This is a genomic window from Bacteroidota bacterium, from assembly GCA_016718825.1.
Lineage (GTDB): Bacteria > Bacteroidota > Bacteroidia > J057 > JADKCL01 > JADKCL01.
In genome coordinates, this window is the sequence record JADKCL010000015.1 from 119853 (window position 1) to 137783 (window position 17931).

Annotated in this window: 12 protein-coding genes and 1 pseudogene; 4 read left to right on the forward strand and 9 right to left on the reverse strand. The window is 50.7% G+C overall.

What is annotated here, in order from left to right; all coding sequences use genetic code 11:
• Positions 1-8: 8 nt before the first annotated feature.
• From IPN95_18140 to IPN95_18170, 7 genes and pseudogenes are all read right to left on the reverse strand, one after another.
• Positions 9-1413: pseudogene (locus tag IPN95_18140) on the reverse strand (B12-binding domain-containing radical SAM protein).
• Positions 1410-2324 carry a nucleotidyltransferase domain-containing protein gene (locus IPN95_18145; protein MBK9451288.1) on the reverse strand — a complete coding sequence of 305 codons (915 nt, stop codon included), beginning with the start codon at positions 2322-2324 and terminating at the stop codon, positions 1410-1412. Before IPN95_18145 ends, IPN95_18140 begins: the two are co-directional and overlap by 4 nt.
• A 213-nt stretch (positions 2325-2537) precedes the next feature.
• On the reverse strand, positions 2538-3908 hold the full coding sequence (locus tag IPN95_18150) for an O-antigen ligase family protein (GenBank protein ID MBK9451289.1): 1371 nt from the start codon (positions 3906-3908) through the stop codon (positions 2538-2540).
• Positions 3909-4015: 107 nt separating this feature from the next.
• Positions 4016-5305, reverse strand: coding sequence for a hypothetical protein (locus IPN95_18155; protein ID MBK9451290.1), 1290 nt, complete (start codon positions 5303-5305; stop codon positions 4016-4018).
• Positions 5306-5391: 86 nt separating this feature from the next.
• The gene (locus IPN95_18160; protein MBK9451291.1) at positions 5392-9303 is read right to left on the reverse strand and encodes a gliding motility-associated C-terminal domain-containing protein; all 3912 of its coding nucleotides are present in this window, start codon (positions 9301-9303) and stop codon (positions 5392-5394) included.
• A 73-nt stretch (positions 9304-9376) separates the two neighbouring features.
• Positions 9377-9772, reverse strand: a complete 396-nt coding sequence (locus IPN95_18165) for a hypothetical protein (GenBank protein ID MBK9451292.1) — start codon at positions 9770-9772, stop codon at positions 9377-9379.
• 143 nt (positions 9773-9915) lie between these two features.
• On the reverse strand, positions 9916-11790 hold the full coding sequence (locus tag IPN95_18170; GenBank protein ID MBK9451293.1) for a VCBS repeat-containing protein: 1875 nt from the start codon (positions 11788-11790) through the stop codon (positions 9916-9918).
• A gap of 139 nt (positions 11791-11929) precedes the next feature.
• Between IPN95_18170 and IPN95_18175 the strand changes: the two genes are divergently transcribed.
• From IPN95_18175 to IPN95_18190, 4 genes are all read left to right on the forward strand, one after another.
• Positions 11930-12889, forward strand: a complete 960-nt coding sequence (locus IPN95_18175; GenBank protein ID MBK9451294.1) for an alpha/beta fold hydrolase — start codon at positions 11930-11932, stop codon at positions 12887-12889.
• Positions 12890-13159: 270 nt separating this feature from the next.
• Positions 13160-13591 carry a hypothetical protein gene (locus tag IPN95_18180; GenBank protein ID MBK9451295.1) on the forward strand — a complete coding sequence of 144 codons (432 nt, stop codon included), beginning with the start codon at positions 13160-13162 and terminating at the stop codon, positions 13589-13591.
• A gap of 319 nt (positions 13592-13910) precedes the next feature.
• The gene (locus tag IPN95_18185; GenBank protein MBK9451296.1) at positions 13911-14351 is read left to right on the forward strand and encodes a hypothetical protein; all 441 of its coding nucleotides are present in this window, start codon (positions 13911-13913) and stop codon (positions 14349-14351) included.
• A 201-nt stretch (positions 14352-14552) separates the two neighbouring features.
• The gene (locus tag IPN95_18190) at positions 14553-15071 is read left to right on the forward strand and encodes a YcxB family protein (protein ID MBK9451297.1); all 519 of its coding nucleotides are present in this window, start codon (positions 14553-14555) and stop codon (positions 15069-15071) included.
• 16 nt (positions 15072-15087) lie between these two features.
• Here IPN95_18190 and IPN95_18195 read toward each other — a convergent pair whose 3' ends face one another.
• Together IPN95_18195 and IPN95_18200 are read right to left on the reverse strand one after the other, a co-directional pair.
• Entirely contained in the window at positions 15088-16968 is a 1881-nt protein-coding gene (locus IPN95_18195; GenBank protein MBK9451298.1) for an ABC-F family ATP-binding cassette domain-containing protein, read from the reverse strand.
• Between the two features lie 19 nt (positions 16969-16987).
• Positions 16988-17818: a hypothetical protein gene (locus tag IPN95_18200; GenBank protein MBK9451299.1), complete on the reverse strand. Its 831-nt coding sequence runs from the start codon at positions 17816-17818 to the stop codon at positions 16988-16990.
• Between the last annotated feature and the right edge of the window lie 113 nt (positions 17819-17931).

The following is a 17931-nucleotide window of genomic DNA, read 5'->3' on the forward strand; positions in this document are numbered from 1 at the left end:
TCATCAACTCAAACCTGCTGAATGGCCTTTTCCATTCTGCGTTTCGCCAAAATTGTCGCGGGCCCAAACCAAAAGCGTTTCATGGATCCGCGTTCGCGCGCTTGTGCAAGCCTGAAGCGCTTGTGGATGTACCTGTGCAGGCGCTTGTAAAATTCCGGCGAATAGGTATTCTTGAACATCAAAGCCAATTCGTCGCTGTCCGTCCAGTTGGATTTTGTGCCGAGTTCCGCCTTTACCTTTTCGTAGAATCCCGTTCCCGGTAATGGATAGGAGACCGAGACGCCGATGTCGTCAGGCATCAGTTCAAACAGCATGTCAATCGTCGCCTGAATGTCTTCCCAAGTTTCGCCGAGGTATCCGAATTGCAGAAAAAATGCAGCCCGAATGCCGTGTTTTTTGAGCAATGTCCGCGCTTCCTTGATTTGGGCAATGGTAATGCCTTTGTCCATTGCGTCCAAAATGCGCTGCGAACCAGATTCGGCGCCGATCCAAACTTCCTCGCAACCTGCCCGTGCAAGCGCTGCTACCGTGTCGCCATCGAGCAGTAAATCCGCGCGGGATTGAATTTTAAACTTGATTTTGAGGCCACGGCGCTCGACTTCATCCGCAAATTGTTGCACCCAACCGGGTTTTAGTCCGAAAATATCATCGCCAAACCAGATGTGTTCCGCACCGTAATTTTTGACCAACCATTCCAATTCTGCCGCTTTGCCTTCGGGGCTATGGCTGTTGTAGCGGTTTCCGTAGATCGGTTTTGCGCACCAGTTGCATTTGTAGGGGCATCCGCGCGTGGTCGCCATGTTGATGCTGAAGCGGCCGTGCTTTTTCCAAGCTTGCTGATAGGGCGCGACATCGATCAAGTCCCAAGCAGGGGAGGGGAGGCTGTCCAAATCCCGAATCACCGGACGTTTGGCCGTGAGAATGGTCTTTCCGTTTTCGCGGAATGCCAATCCGAGCAAGTCGCCATAACTGCGGTCTCCCTGCTCCACCTTTTTTGCAAGCTCCAACAACGCCGCTTCGCCTTCGCCTAAAATGACGGCGTCCGCGCCGTGGTCGAGGTATTTTTCATAATGATCGGTACTGTCGCTGCTGCAAAGACAACCGTCGCGCCGGCTGCTTTGGCCATTCGACTCATTTCGAATGCGGCCTCACGCATATTGGTGAGGCACATTTGGTGAGGTAATTGAAGCCGTCGTCGTAAATGACAAACAAATCCGGTTTCTGCGCAGTCAGCATTGGAGCAAGCGAATCCGCCCCGGCTGCAAACATCACATCGTGCAAGGCGACTTCCCAGCCGGCTTCCCGCAAAACTGCAGCGGCATAAATGGTCCCCAACGGCGGATAAGGCATCGATTGCCGCCATTGTTTGGGGTCAAATTGCATGAAATAACTATGGGAAAACAAGGCTTTCATGCGGGTGCTGTAGCGTCCAAAGGCAGTTTAGCGCCAATTTTTTGTTCGAGTTCCTGTTGTTTCGTCTGGAGTTTCCCGATCACGCGGTCTTGAAATGCACTCGGATGATGTTTGCTCACATATTTCCGGCTGCGCATGGCGACTTCGAAGCGCTGTTGTTCCAAATGCGTGAATTTTTTCTGCCAGCGGCCCATCGTGAGGCGCATAAAACGCGCATCCAAGGCTTCGCCAAGGCGGCCGTTCAGCAACCATTCGCCCAAACGCTTCATGGGTCCTCGTTTGATTTCTTCACATTGTTCGAGGCAGCGCAGCCCATGGTGGGGATAAAAATTGTCGGCCCAAGTATTGGCCGCGCGGAATTTCTTGTACAAATCGGGATTGTGTGTGGGAAGGAGGAAGGCGACCTCGGTTGCTGTGAAGATGTTTTTGTCCTCAATTTCCAGGTGATCTGTGTCAATGAAGTAATTAAGACAGAATTCTTTGTGGGAATTGAAGAGGAATAGCTTTTTGTAGGCGATCAGCAAAGTCCGTGCGACCCAGAGCCGGCCGGGTTGCGTGATGACAAAAAAGTCGATGTCGCTGCCATCTTCCATGTAGTTTTTGGAGAGCGAGCCGGAAATCATGACGGCTTCCACAAATGGAAATGCGGCAACGAAGCTGCTTCGTTGGAAGGCGCGTTGCAGCCGTTTTGCAGCAAGGTCATTTCCGCGTTGCCTGCGATCGGCGTAAACAGGTGTTTCTGGAATTTGGTAGAATTCGCCGTACCGATGAATCAATTTGCGGACTGTCAATTGCTCGAGTGCCTTGGCAATCGCCTCGGGTTCTGCGTCGCGGTTCGGATGCAATTTGCGGAGCTCTTGTGCCGTGAGCGGGTATTGGAAAATATCAAAATACAGGAGATTCTTCAGCACACCTGCTTCCGCAAGAGACAGTTGCAATGACAAATTTGCGGGAAGTTGCTCCGAATTCATTCCTTGACCCTGGAATACACCAAATAAGACGACACAAAATTCAGCTTTCGATCCTTGATTCTTTTGGCAATATAAGCAGCTGTAGCCAAAGAATTGCTGCTGTGCACGGTGAAGGTTGTAGTTTTTGAGGGATTCATGTTCACTTTGCCTGACCTACGAGGCCAATGGATTGTTGGGGTTCAATTCCGAACCTGCCGGATTTTGGGTTGCCATATCCATTGCTGCCAACATGGCCAACATTCCCCAGATCAACACTGCTGCCTTGTCGATGTCGATAAAGTCATTGACAAAACCATGGAAATAGTAGGTGCTGAGCCCCATCAGGATCGCCATGGTGATGCCGCGCACCTGTGGATCATGGCTGCGATACACGATCCGAAGGCCGATTTGCAGGCTGATCAAAAATAGACCGCTGAGGAAAATCAACCCTGGAATTCCCTGTTCTGACAAAACGCCCAAATATTCGGAGTGTGCGTCACCACGGTCGCCAACCCACGAACTGATCCGTGTGATTTCGCTCAGCACTTGAAAATCCCCATAGTTGCGCTCATAGGTACCGGGACCGAATCCCATCCATGGCCGCTCCTCAAACATCCGAATGGCGCATGCCCAGCGGTTGATGCGTTCCTTGTTACTGTCATCGGTATTGACGTTCGTGACGGACGCCGCCGTGGAAAATACATCCTCCCCGGAGACATTTTCGTTTTGCTGGAAACGTAACACAATCGCATCCCTCCCAAACCAAGCACCTACTGCAACGATCACGAGGGCCATGGCGATGAATCGGAATCGAATTTTCAGGCGCATCAAGGCATAAAATCCACCGATGACGAAGATTCCCATCCAAGCCGCACGCGAAAAGCTGAGCAACATGGCAACAAGTACAAGTGCAAAAACAGGCCAAGCCCAATTGATCCCTCCGGTACGCATTTGCAGACGGTCGCGCAAGGCAATCCAGCCTGCCAAGGGCAAAATCATGGCCAAGCAAGCACCAAACACAGTATGGTCATCGTAAAACGGTTCGGCCATTACGGGTGAGAACGAACGGCTGAGTCCATACTGCGATAGGTGGAAAATTGCCCAGGCCATGACGGGAACCAAGCCCCAGAGATAAGCTTTGAAGAACACAATTCGACGCTCCGGATCGAAAAACATGCTCCCAAACCCGATATAATACACCATGATGTAGGCGCTGCGGGAAATGAGAAATTTTAGGGAAATCTGCGAATATGAACTGTTTAGCATGCTGATGAAGGCCCAAACCAGATGCAAAAGAATCACAATACCGATGGGATGCATCAACAAGGGCCAAGGATTGATCTGTTTGCGCAGGATCATCATGGTAATGCCTACCGCTGCCAAGACCAGCAATGCTTCGCCAGGTAATGCAGCACCAAATCCGCCGCCAATGTCCGTGATGCTCACAGAAAAGGGCACTGTAAACAACATCCCCACTAAAAACCCTTCAAAATGGCGCGCAGCCATCAGCAATGCCAGAAGTCCGAGTGGAATCAGTGGCAACATGCTCGGGGAATGCGGATAATTCCTCCAATATAGGCCAACGCTCAGTCCAAGCCAAGCCAAGCAGGCCAAAGGGACAACCCATGGACTTGACTTCGCATTCGGAGACATCAGCTTTCGCCCCCTTTGCGCCGATCGAGGAAGGAAAACAAAAGAAGACCGAAGAAAAAGGCTCCAAATCCGCCAAGCGCGAGGTTTACGAGTGTATGCGGATAGATCTTTTTATGGCTTGCCTTGCCACTGCTGACCACGATCGCCGCCGGAACGGGATCGAGGTAATTGCTCAAAGCCCTTTGGTATTTGGCATTCAATTCCTGGGTTTGGAGTTGGTCCCAGCGATAATCGTCTTCCAAGCGGTTGATGCGCCGGGATTCCAAATTGGGATCAATCATCGTTTGGTAGGACTGAAGTTCTTCACTCGCTGTCTGATTGAGGTCCGTTTCCAATTCCAACTGACCTTCCAACTGCAGATAGCGTTTGTTGATGGTGCTCAGGCGCTCCAAGTCGGTAGCAAAGTTGTCGACCCGCAATTTGGCACCTGCTTGGAGGGCACGGTGGTTTTGAAATGTCGAATCGGAGGCTGTTCCGCTTTTTTCCAATACTGCCAAGATTCCGGATTCTTGAAGGTAGTTGGCGCGCGCCTCGGCAAGGTGCTCGTTCAGGACATTGATTTGATAGCTGAAGTCATAGATATTGTACTTGCGGCGAAGGTTGTCCAAACTGTCGCGCAGGCTTTGTATCCGCTTTTGTTGGGCGACAACTTGCTCGCGGAGCTTGGTTTTCGTTTCATTCACCGTGGAGTTTTCGATCCCGATGATGCTGTCATTCATGAGATGGACTTTTCCAAGCCTGCGTTGGTACTCCTTTTCGATAATTTCCAAGGATGATCTCGCGGCATTTTTGACAATGTCGGCGTTGAGTACGTTGACGAGTCGCGCCGCATCATTGGCTACCAGGGCACAAAATTCAGGGTCGGCATCGACCACTGAAATCCCGACGGAGACATATTTGTTTTTGTGGAAGGTGATTCGATCCTTGGTCATCTGCAACAATTGGTCATACCAATCGACGCGGGATTTGTCAATTTCGTAATGCGCTGCCAGATGGAATTTGGCCTCCAAGGAGTCCAAGAGGGTATTGGAGCTGAGCAACTGCATTAGCCGCTCGGCCTGAATTTCATGTCCAAAAGAGAAATCCTCCAATTGCTTTTCCCGCGAATTGGAATTGCTCGGGTACATGATGACCGAAGACTCATACAATGGCGTAACCACTTTGCTGAAGATGAACGCCGTCAGCAATCCTGCGGCAGCGAATGCAATCAGCTCAAGATAGCGCCGTGCTATCAGATCCATCATCGGCAGGAAATCAATGCTCTTCCCTGTTTTGTTGTTCTCCGACATAACTTCGATTGAAAATCAGAAGGCCTGTACCTCGATGCCGCGATACAGGCCTCCCATTTATTTTTCAACAATTCGCCAAGGGGTATTTAGCGCAGAATCATCACGGTTCCGCGTTTCTCCTCGGGGAACTCAATATCCGTGAACTTGTAATTGATCGTCCAGAAGAAGGTTCCCTCGGGCAATGGATTCCCATTGAAGTTGCCATCCCACTTGAAGTCCTTGTCATTGCTTTCGAAAAGGAACTTGCCCCAACGGTCATAGATCTTGACGGTCAGCGTTTCCATGTTCACATAAGTGACTTGGAAGAAGTCGTTGAGACCATCCCCATTGGGCGAAAACACGTTTGGAACGAAGATTCTGCCTGGACAATCGTCCCCAACATTCATTACATCTGAAAGTACGCAGCCATTGAACGTGACGGTCACGTAGTAGTCGCCCAATTGATTGATCTGAATGACTTGTGCATTGCTACCCGTCGACCAGGTATAGGAATCAAACCCTGCACCAGCGTCCAAGTCGATGACTTCGTCAGGGCAGATGTTCACGCTTGGACCAAGCTCGAGCGCAGGTGGCGTCAGCAATACAACTTCTGTGGAGTCCGTGAAGCGGCAACCGTCCACATCCGTTACGGTAACGTAGAAAATGCCCCCTGTCGAAGTCAAGTAATATTGATCGACATTGCCTGTTCCCCAGAGATAATCGTCCCATTGCGCGCCTGCGTCAATGAGGAAGGTTTCCCCGGCACAGAGTTGCTGCGTCGAAGGCAAGAAATCCAAGTTGCTGATTCCTGCAGCTGTTACGGTCACATCATCACTGGAAACACATCCCCAAGCATCCGTTGCCGTCACCGAATATGTGCCGGGTTGCGTCACGTTGATGAATTGGAATCCACCACCGTTGCTCCATTGATAGTTCACGTACGCTGGACCGGCCAAAAGCTGGATTTCTCCACGGTCGCAAATCTGCACGTTGGCAGGGCCGAGGTCCACTGGATAGGTATCGCTTTGGCTGAGGAAGGTAGAACCTGTTGTGCTGCAGCCTGATGCATTGGTGACAGTGACTGAGTAGGTCCCTTCGCCACCTGCTTGAATCGATTGGGTCGTTTGACCCGTGCTCCAGAGGTAGGTGGTGAAACCTGCGCCAGCGTCCAAGGTCGCTTGGGCACCGATACATACCGTATCCACGGCCGGCATATTCAGCACGGGCTCCGGTCCAAAAGTGATCGTCAAAGAAGCCACGGCTTCACAACCGTTGGCATCGGTCGCAGTCACCGTATAGATTCCCGTACCATTGACGATAATCCCTTGGGTGGTTGCACCGTTGCTCCATGCATAACTGCTAAATCCACCGGTAGCAACCAATGTTTCAGGCGTGCCTAGGCAGCCTGTTGCACTGCCGGAAACCACTGCAACTGCAGCGGGGAAATTGGTGACAGTGGTGCTTGCAACGCGCTGACAACCGTTGGGGTTTGTCACGGTCACTGTATATGTGCCGGGTGTTACAACGGTGATGCTTTGGCTGTTGGCACCTGTGCTCCAGTTGTAACTTGAGAATCCAGAACCAGGATCAAGCACGGTCGATTGGCCGGCGCAGGTGTTGATCGTGGATGGCAATGCCGGTGTCGCATTGGGCAGTACCGTAACGGTAATGTCATCGACCGCGGAGCAAAGTGTACCTGGATTGGTCACCGTAACTGAATAGGTTCCACTTGTCGTCACACTGATGATCTGACCGTTTTGACCGGTGCTCCAAGTATAGGCGAATCCGGGAGGAGCTGCGAGCAAGGTATTTTGGCCTTGGCAAATGGTCTGATTGGGGCCGAGTTCCACCGTAGGCAGTGGAGATTCGGTCACTTGAATGCTGTCAGGCCATTCGCAACCGTTGATATCGGTCACGGTGACGTGATAAAATCCGCTGGAATTGACCGTATTGGTCTGCGTGGTGACGCCATTGCTCCAATAATAGGCCGCAATATTCGGACCAGTACCTGCGTCCAATGTAATACTGCTGCCTTGGCAGAAGAAGTTGGCAGGGGCCGTGACGCCAAATCCAAGCGGGGCATTAAAGTCAACCACGTTGGTGGAGGTCGCGCCGACGCATCCGTTACCATCGGTTACGGTGACCGAATAAGGGCCAACGTTAGATGTGATCAGCAGTTGGTTGATGGATCCTGTGCTCCAAACGTAGTTGGGCCATCCTGCTCCAGGGTTCAACACGACGTCGCTGCCGGGGCATTTTCCGACGATCGGAGCCAAAATCGGCACGGGAAGGGTGTCCACATTCACGACAATGGTGTCGCGGTTGGTGCAACTGTTGCCGTCCGTAACAGTGACGGAAAAAGTTCCTGATGCCGATGTTGCAATGCTTTGGCTGATGGCACCGGTGCTCCAAGCATAGTTGGGATACACGTTGGCGACCGTCAGTGGCAGCGCCTGCCCAAGGCATATACTCGTATCAGGTCCCAGATTGACCGTTGGAATCGTATGATTGAAAAGGTTCATGGTGTCCCGACCGAGGCAACCAAAAATGTCGGTCACCACTGCGAGGTATTGGCCAGGGTTGGTGACGCTCACCGTTTGTGTAAATGAACCGGTGTTCCAGAAATAAATGGAGAACCCTGAGCCTGCATCGAGCGGAACGGCCGTTCCCGGGCATACCGTCACGTCAGGTCCGAGGTTGACAATCGGTCCCGGATTGACGGTGACGATGGTCGAATCTTGGCTTTGGCAACCGAGGGCATCGGTGACTGTGAGCGTGTAAGTCGTCGTTGTCGGAGGAAATGCCGTCGTTGCAGCCGTATTGGTGCTCGTCAAAAAGGTTGTCGGCGTCCACGAATAGCTGTAAGGGCCTTGGCCACCCGAGGCGCCTGTTTGTGGCAATTGTGCGCCGATGTTCACGCCCAAACCGGAGCAAACCGAGGCGTTCGGGCCTGCATTGGCCACGACGACCAAGGCAGGGTTTTCTGAAACTTGCAGGGTAAAGGTTCCTTGGGCTGCAGCGCGGCCTTCTACGACAATGTAGTAAATGCCTGGCTGACAAATAGGTACGGATACTTGTGAACCGTTTCCGCAGAATCCGGAGTTGCTGAACAATTGTGTACAACCGCTGTTCAGAACGTAAACATCCGAAGGCATCGATCCGGCGCCGCAGGTATTGACCACCAAACCAATGGGTTGGGTGATGTTGATTTGATACGTAACGTCATTACCGGACACAAATGCATGGCTACTGCTGTAGCATTCGTTGCTGTTGAAGTGCGTGATGGTGGTAAAGCCGGGAGCAACGCCACCCAAATCAATCGCGTTTGCACACCCGTCACCGCGTGTGTACCGCCAGAAGGTTTCAAGGGTAGGATGATAAACATCGTTGGCACAAGCTCCATTTTGCTGGCCATGATTGTACCATTGACAAGGTGGTCCCAATCTGTAGTTCAAGGTGGTGTAAGGAGTCGTGGTTCCACTGTTGCAGCGCAGGTCATCGTCATCAATTGCACCTAAACAAAGTCCAAAGAGAAAACCACCGCAGCAAAAGCCTACATCATAGGCGCAACGTGAGCCGCCGCATCCGATACCGAGCAATTGGTCCGGACTTTCGTCTTCCCAAGTGTCCAAGCGCACTTCAAGTCCGCCACCGACTGCTGGTGTGGGTGTGGTGAAATTGTAGAATACCGCGTTCCAGACGTTGAGTGGTGGAGTGTAATCTTCCAGCAATCCGTTTCCGGAGCAGGACAAACCGGGAATGGTGCCTTGAACCCAAGATACGCCATTGGTGACCGGTTCGCGGCCCCAGATATTGTAGCTGAGGTCATCAGGAGTGCCGACAATTCCAAAAAAGGCCGCATCCGTTTCCGGAAATGAAATGTTGAACTGCCTCAACCTTCCTTGGAGCTGGATAGGACCGTCGTTGAATACTTGTCCCCACGCAATACTCCCTCCGAGGGAGGACCAAAGAATAAAAGCAACAAGTCCAAGCCTAAAGAAATAAGCGCACTTTCTCATCATAATTCACAGCAATAGATTGCAATCCGAGCTAAAGATAACTATCACATTCGCCCTCTCCAAAAATGAAGGCCTATTTTTTGAGTTTCATCATGCTCACCTTGGTCGGAATACCATCGATATTCGCCGAAATCACAAGTCTGGATTCGGTGAGTGTATCGAGATGGTAGGCTTCTTCGGCTTGCGTAACCAATGAAACGTAAATCAATGAATCTCCTCTTTGAAGGTATTTACTGGTAAGCGTATCCTGATTGCTGTTGGATGTACCCTGTCCAAACACAGTCCCGTTTTCACGGAATTCATACTCCGTGCCCTTGAAACCACGTCCGCCGATGATCATACCGCCGCGGTTGATATGGAAGACCTTCCATTTTCCAACAATCAAGTTCTGTTTTTCGGCTTTGCAGCCAAATGACAGGATCATCGTCAGCACGACGAGGGATCCAAACAAGCTTCTTCCTTTCAACATTCTCCGAGAGATTTTCAGTATTCGACCAAATTTCCAGCCAAAATACCAATCAAAGCTTTGCTTTCGTAAAATTTTATCAACCAAATGCTTGTCCATATTGGCCAAACGCGGGTCGAATGAAGGCTTTGCAATGCGATTCCCGGCTAGCGGGCGCGCATCACACGCACCACCTGTTGTTCAGCACCCACTTGCACGCGAAGGCAATACATGCCGGCGGGTGTTTCCAATCCCGCATTGGTCCTGCCATCCCAAGTCCAGCGCAAAGGCACGCCCGGAATCCCCTTTAGCCCCGATTCCCAGACGATTCGGCCTGTCATGTCGGTAATGGACAAAACAACGTTTCGACCGCTAGCCAAGGAGAAGTCGACATGCAAACTGGCATCAAAAGGATTTGGATAGACCTGCAAATCAGTAATTTCCGGTTTTGGAACTGCAAGGAACCCCGCAGAGTCCTCGATCACCAGGATGCGTTGATCACCGGCAATTTGTGTGAGCAACTGTACACCGCCGTTGGGCCAAATCACCCAGAGACTATCCACAATCGTATCGGTGCCCATCCCAAAATGCGCGATATGGGTATGCTGCGACATATGACTGCTGCCTCCATTGACCTCATGGATCCACTTGTCTGCCCCTACCTTGACGATCATTTTGGCCCCAAATGCATCCCGGTTGCTATAAGTCCCGCGTGGCTCGACCTGCAACCAATGGTTGGATCCGCTGTAGTCATTGCTGTACAGCCGCGAAACGTCGTTTCCGCCGAGGGACAAATTCACCACGTTCACAAACATGTCCAAGTCGCCATCCTTGTCAAAATCCGCCATGGCCATTCCACGGCCCGCATTGGTATCCCCGAGATTCAAGGCCAGCGTCACATCGCTAAAAGTACCGTTTCCAAGGTTGCGATACATTTTGTCGGGGTCTTGGATGACGTTTGCAAAAATGGGAATCAACTGAATGTATCCATGCGCGATGAACATGTCTTGCCATTTGTCGTTGTCGAAGTCGATCCACGCATTTCCCCAGCCGGTTGCCATCGCATTTCCGATCGAATCGTCTTCAATTCCGGCTTGCGTCGCCATCTGGAAAAAAGTATGGTTGGGCTGCTGCTGATACAATGCTGCCGCCCCGATGTCGGTGATATAATAGTCCAAATCCAGATCGTGGTCATAGTCGCCGACAGCGATGCCCATTCCGTACATGGCCTGATCGGCGTAGGTGCTTGCGCCGACATCCGCATACGGCCCGGGATAATTGTTTTGATAAAGGCCATTGGGTGCTACCCACATGCCAAAGTCGTTGGCGACCAAAATGTCGGGATCGTTGTCGAGGTCGTAGTCCGTAAACACCACGCTGAGCGCACAGCCGGTATCATTCACCATTTCCTGCGCACCGATATCCGTGAAAGTCCCGTTGCCATTGTTGTGAAACAAGGAATTACCGTTGCAGCGGTGGGCATAGCCGATGGGTTGACCACTGCTGTCGGTGATCGCTTGGCCCAGCCAAACATAGTTTCCGCGGTAAAGGTCCAACAGTCCATCGCGGTCATAGTCACCAAATGCTGCCGAACTGACCCACATCGAATCGAGGCCGATTCCCGAGGAAACGGAGGCATCCGTAAATGTTCCGTCGCCGTTGTTTTGAAAAAACAGATTCGGCTGATGCCACATGGTCGAAATGAAAATCTCGCGAAAACCGTCATTGTCCACATCGCCCGTCACCACGCCTTGCGTGTCCCAAGTGATATTGCCGAGTCCTGCAGCGACGGTGACATCTGTGAAACTTCCTGCGCCATCGTTCCGGTAAAGCTTGTTGTCGCCGGTGCCACCGACCGCGATCAAATCTTCGTCGCCGTCTCCGTCGTAATCAAACCAAGCCGACCCACCACCCATTTGCATCGCATTGTAGCCGCGATGTTGGACCCCGGAGGAAGATGTGACATCCACAAATCCGGATTGAGAAGTGACAAAACCGGCCGAGCTCAAAAAAAGCAGTAAAAAGAGAAGGATACGTGACATTGCTGATTGATTTTGAAGAAAGTTAATCAATTGGATTGGAATATTTGCCTGCTGAGGCCAACATTGCCGTTCTCGCGGCCCGTTTTGCCTTCTGTCACTGGCAATTGCGAATGTTTCCACAAAAAACGATATTTGTGATATGCCGATTATCGATGAAACGGGCTACAAGTCGCCCTATTTTTTGTCCAATGCACATTTGGGAACGATTGTGCCCAATTTGCTGCGGTTTACATTCGGCGTCAATTACCAACGGGAGAGGATTTTTACGGCCGATGGTGATTTTCTGGACATAGATTGGTCGGTCGGCGGCAACAAACGTTTGGTCATTCTCAGCCATGGATTGGAAAGCAGTTCACGTGCGACGTACATCGTGGGAATGGTCAAGCACTTCAACCGGCACGGTTACGATACCCTTGCATGGAACTTCAGGTCCTGCAGTGGCGAAGTGAATCTGACGGTGCCTTTTTACCATCCGGGGCAAACGGACGATTATCAATTGGTGGTGGATGCAGCGATCGCGAGAGGCTACCAAGAAATTTATCTTGCCGGATTCAGCCTTGGGGGAGCGATCACACTACGGTATCTGGGCGAATTGGGTGAAAAGGTCAGGCCGGAGATCAAACGTGCGGTTGTTTTTTCAGTTCCGACTGATCTTTCGGCAAGCGCACACCACCTCTCAGAAGGCAATCAAGCAATGTATGGGCGAGCATTCCTGTTTAAATACAGGCGCAAAATGAATTTGAAGGCCAAAAAGATGCCGGAGCATTATGACATGACGGCTTGGGATCATATTCAAACCATGATCGATTTTGACGAGGCCTTTAATGTGCCGTGGCATCACCACCGCAATGCCGAGGAGTTTTATGCTGCAACGACGCCCAAAGACCTGCTGACGGATATCGGGATTCCTACCTTGATTGTGAATGCGATGAATGATCCGTTTTTACCGCCTGCCTGCTATCCTTGGGACGCTGCAAGCAGCCGCGATAACCTCTTTTTGGAAGTCCCTGAATTGGGTGGTCACGTGGGATTTATGACCTTGAGTTGGAAGGGAATCACCTGGAGCGAAGGACGTGCACAGGCGTTTTTCGAGGGTTGAAAGCCTTATCCGACAAAAAGAGCCAGCATTCCGACCACCAATGCCCCCACAAAAATGGCCGCCACAGGTAGCAACAGCAGGGTAGGGAGGACGCGTTCTTCAGTGACTTTCATGACTTCTTCTTTGTGGAATTTGGATCTTAGATGAGTATGCAAGGCTAAAGGTTGCAGCGGGGCGAGATTTTTTTTTCGAATGGGCATGCCTGAGACCAATGAAGTTTTTACAAGGGCCATTGCCTTTTGACTCCAACCAATTTATTATCTTGGCAACATGAAAAAACTCAACATCTTCGCTTGTCTGCTCGTGGTGACTGTACTATTGGTAGGTTGCAGCACCGAGGTAAAAAGGATTCTTCCAAAACAGGATGGAATGTGGCTTTCAACCTCCATTTTGGTAAACTCATACGTGAACAGCACGCTCGACAGTAGCTATACCATCACGGATGGGAGCACCTACACGTTTGACAAAAATGGAACCGGTACAAGAGTAGATGCAGGCGGCGCATCCCGTAACCTCACTTGGGGAATGAATCCCAGCGGGGAAATTATAATTATCTGTTATCCAACCGTCTCCACTACCGGATGCGCTGACTATCTGGTGATCTCTTCTACCAAAAACCGGCAGGAGTGGCGCGTTACAACGGTGGGTGCGGTCAATGGAGAGTGGATCGAGGAATTCCATGTGTTGACACGCATCGAATAGCATTTCGCTTCCCATTGCCCCAAACGTGTGGGGTGATGGAGGAGAGACATCGGCTTTTTATCGAATAGCCAGATGCTGAATTTTTTCAGTGTCTGGCGATTTGTTTTTGGAATCATCAGGAATCCTTCTACCTTTGCACCCGTTCCTGAAAAAAAATGTTTCCAAGTAAAAATCTGATTCCGACCACTTTACTTCAGCCTGTTCAGGAAGAATCTTATTTTTTTTCTATAACCGATGCAACCAATCTTCCAAAGGCGGTATCTACCCCTTTGAAAGCACAAAATCTGTATTTCAAATTTTAAAATATTTCAAAATCACTATGAAATCATTTATCAAAGTATTCGCTGTTACCCTCATGTTGGCTGTTGTTGCTGTAAGCTGCGGCAAAGTCGAGAAAATCCTTCCAAAGAAAGACGGTATGTGGGTTGGCACCAGCCAAACTGTTGTGACCTACGTCGATGACTCGCTCGTTTCTACAGAAACCGATACCGACAGCCTTGGCAAAATGTTCTTCGACAAAGAAGGAACAGGTTACAGCGTTGACTTCCAAGATTCGAACCGTACCGACTTCACATGGTCTGTGAACGACGACAACGACGTCATCACCATCACCGGTACTGACAGCGGCTCTGTTGCAATGCCTTACGACATCCTCGAAAGCAGCAGCAAAGAGCAGAAGTGGTTCGGTACTTTGTCTTTCGACATCTTTGGTATCGTTACCAAAATCGAAATCACCTCTACCATGGAGCGTGCCGAGTAATTTCGGTCCCTCTCCTTGCAAAAGGATTTGATGCAAATGCCGGCTTTTTAGTCGGCATTTGCTTTTTATGCCCTTTTAGTTGCCTTTGCCCGCAGGCGCGCAATCGCATCGCCGACATTCATATGCAGCCGCATTCCAGAAAATTCCTCCGTCGGAATGAAAGGAAATTCCCACTTTTAATCTTTGCAAAAGTTCAACGACATGGATTCATCTTCTAAGGCGATTCGGATCGAGACCAAAATGGAGTCCAAGGACTTCCTGGGTCTCGTATTTTTTCTGACCTATCGCCGGCCAATGGTCCTGATTGTGACCTTCTTGGGGATTGTCTTCTCCGGATGGGGAGCGCTTGCGCTCGCTGGAATCATTGAATTCTCCGCATTCTCACCCGCATTTACCCTGCTCTACGGTTTGTTTTTCCTTTTCTGGATCCCGATTGCGGCCTATTTGCGCGGGAAAAGGCAATACGCTTCCTCCAAACGCAGTCAGGAATTGCGCAAATTTGAATTCACAGGTCAGGCGATTCACATGCAATCCGAATCCTCCACCAACGACTATAAATGGTCATCGGTGTACGAAGTCCGGTTTTCGGGAAATTGGGTGCTGATTTTCTTGAGCCGTGCCGAGGCGATATTCATACCCAAAGGGGCATTTTCACCCGATCAACTCTCGGAATTCAGAGCTTTGGTCAATAATATGAACGGCCTTAAGGTCAGGGGCTAATCCTCGAAGGTCCAATTCAAGCCCTGTCGGCAAGTTCAAGCCAACGGTCACTGCGGCGTTCGATCGTCTGCCGCAATTCGGCGACTTCTTTTGCCCAAGCCTCCAATTCGCGAAAATCTCCAGAACCTAGGTTCAGCTTTTGCTCAACCGCCGCCTTTTTAGCCTCCAAATCGGCGATTTCCTGTTCCAGGCCTTCGTATTCTTTTTGCTCTTTGTAGCTCAGTTTTTTAGAATCGTCTTTCTTGGTTTGCACGGCCACCGGTGCCGCTGCATTGGAATTGGAGGCTTTTTCCGATTGCCGTGCGGCAATCTCCTCAGCGGCCTTACGTTCCCGGTATTCACGGAATGTGCCCGGAAATGGTTTGATTTCGCCGTTTCCTTCAAAAATGAAGAGGTGTTCACAGAGCTTGTCCAAGAAATAACGGTCGTGGCTCACGATCATCAGACAGCCGGCATAGCTCATCAAAAACTGCTCCAAGGTATTCAGCGTGATCAAGTCCAAATCGTTGGTCGGTTCGTCCAAGATGAGGAAGTTGGGCTGTGTCATGAGCACACGCAACAGAAAAAGCCGCCTTTTTTCACCTCCACTGAGGCTGCCGACCAATTGTTGCTGCATCGCCGGCGGAAATCCAAACATGATCAACGTGGCACTCGCTTTCAACTTGTCGCCATTCCCCAACACGATTTCCTCCGCGACTTCGGTGATCACGTCGATGATCTTCTGCCCATCCTTGATTTCAATTCCTTCCTGCGAATAGTAGCCGAAATGAATCGTTTCGCCTTGGGAAATCGTTCCAGTATCAGGAGCAACCTGCTGTGTGAGCAAGTTCAAAAATGTCGTTTTGCCGATCCCGTTAGGTCCGACAATGCCAATGCGTTCGCCACGTTTGAAAACATAGCTGAAATCGCGAACCAAGGTCTTGTCGCCGTAGGCCTTGGTAACATGCTCCAATTCGAGGATTTTGTTGCCAAGCCTTCTTGCTGCAAAATTCAAGGCGATGTCCTTGTCCCTTTCCGATCCCTCCGCCACTTCCATCAATCCATGGGCGGCGTCGATACGCGCTTTGCTTTTCGTGGTTCTTGCTTTGGGCTGCCTACGAAGCCATTCAAGCTCGGTGCGGAGCAAGTTTTGCGCGCGCGCTTGCAAGGCATCTTCCGCGGAGTGACGCTCTGCCTTTTTCTCCAAAAAGTTCTCGTAGTCGCCGACATACCGATGCGCTTGACCGTGGTCAAGCTCGACGACCTCGTTGCAGACGCGGTCCAGAAAATACCGGTCGTGCGTCACCAAAATGAGGGACATTGCCTTGACTGCCAAGTAGTTTTCCAGCCACTCGATGGTGGCGGTGTCAAGGTGGTTGGTAGGCTCGTCCAATAGGAGCAGGTCGGGTTCGCTCACGAGGGCTTGGCCGAGCGCGACACGCTTGTGTTGCCCCCCTGAGAGCGCCGACAAGGGCATTTCCAAGTCATTGACCCCGAGTTTTCCCAAAATTTCTTTGACCCTGAAATCAAAATCCCATGCGTTCAGTTCCTCCATGCGGTCGATCGCATTTTGCAGCTTCTTGGGATCCGAATCGGGATGTGAGGAGAGCTTTTCATAGTCACGAATGGCCTTGATCGTCGGATCATCGCCGGTAAACAGCGCATCCATGACGGTGACAGCGTTCCCGAAATCAGGGTTTTGGCTGAGATAAACGGCTTTGATTCCGTTTCGAAGGCTCACTTCGCCGCGGTCAGGGGTATCTTGACCGGCAAGGATGCGCAACAAGGTCGATTTTCCGCAGCCATTCCTGCCGACAAGCGCAATCTTTTGGCCCTTTTCAACGCCGATATTCAAGTCATCAAACAGGACTTTGATGCCAAAAGATTTAAATAGGCCATTGGCGCTGAGGTAGTTCATAGCAAAAAGTTAAAACGGATCAGAATTTTGGGGGAGTTTCAGGGTCTGTTTCCGGATTCTCCGGTGCTTCGTCGTCGTAGTGTCGCTCCTTATTGTTGCGGCGCAAGCCCAATTTGATACCTGCATTGATGATCACATTGGTCGGATAGAATTTTTCCGTAAGTCCCACTGCTTCCGTCCTGTCAGTAACCATACAAACTCCAGTGCTCGGCGTCACAACGTGCGTCCGGCGAACGGAAGGAATAAACTTGAATCCCAAACCGGAGTAGAAGTCCAGCACCAACCTTCCACGCGACGTTTGCCATCCAAACCGCACAATGGCCCCGACTTGATGAAATTTTTCGCTGTACAATTCGCAGTCATTGGAATCGGGATTGCCGGTGGTATAAGCGATCCACTCATTTTGATACTGGGAATAACGGTAAAACAACATCGGACTGAAATAGGAGCGAAGCTTCGGCTCTGAGAAGTACCGCTTTTTGTCCATGTAAATGCGGTAGGCAAGGTAGATACCCCCGCCATACGCAAGCATGGGGCGGTCGCCGCGCTCATACCAAAACCCATTTTTGTAGATCGCACCAAGCCCAAATTCAAGGCTGCTGCGTTTTCCGAGCTCCATTTCGTAGAAAAGTCGCGCCTCATTGATGCCCAGTTGCAACAAATCCAACTTGATTACATCGAGTTGATTGGGTTTCTCCCCTTTGATTCTGCCAACCTTGAGTGGTTTGCCCGGCTTGAGTTCCACTTTTGTCTGCGCATGCACCGCGTTGGAAGTGCAAAAAATCAATAGCACGAACACGATCCAAAAGCTGCGGAACATCAATCTTGAGGGCATTTCTTTTCTTCTCACGAATCTAAAATCCAATTCGGCTTCATGGCCTTGTTGGTAATACGGCAAATTTACGAAGCTTGGGAAGGAATCAAAAGCCTAATAAGAGTTCGTTCATCGATCCATTCAACAAT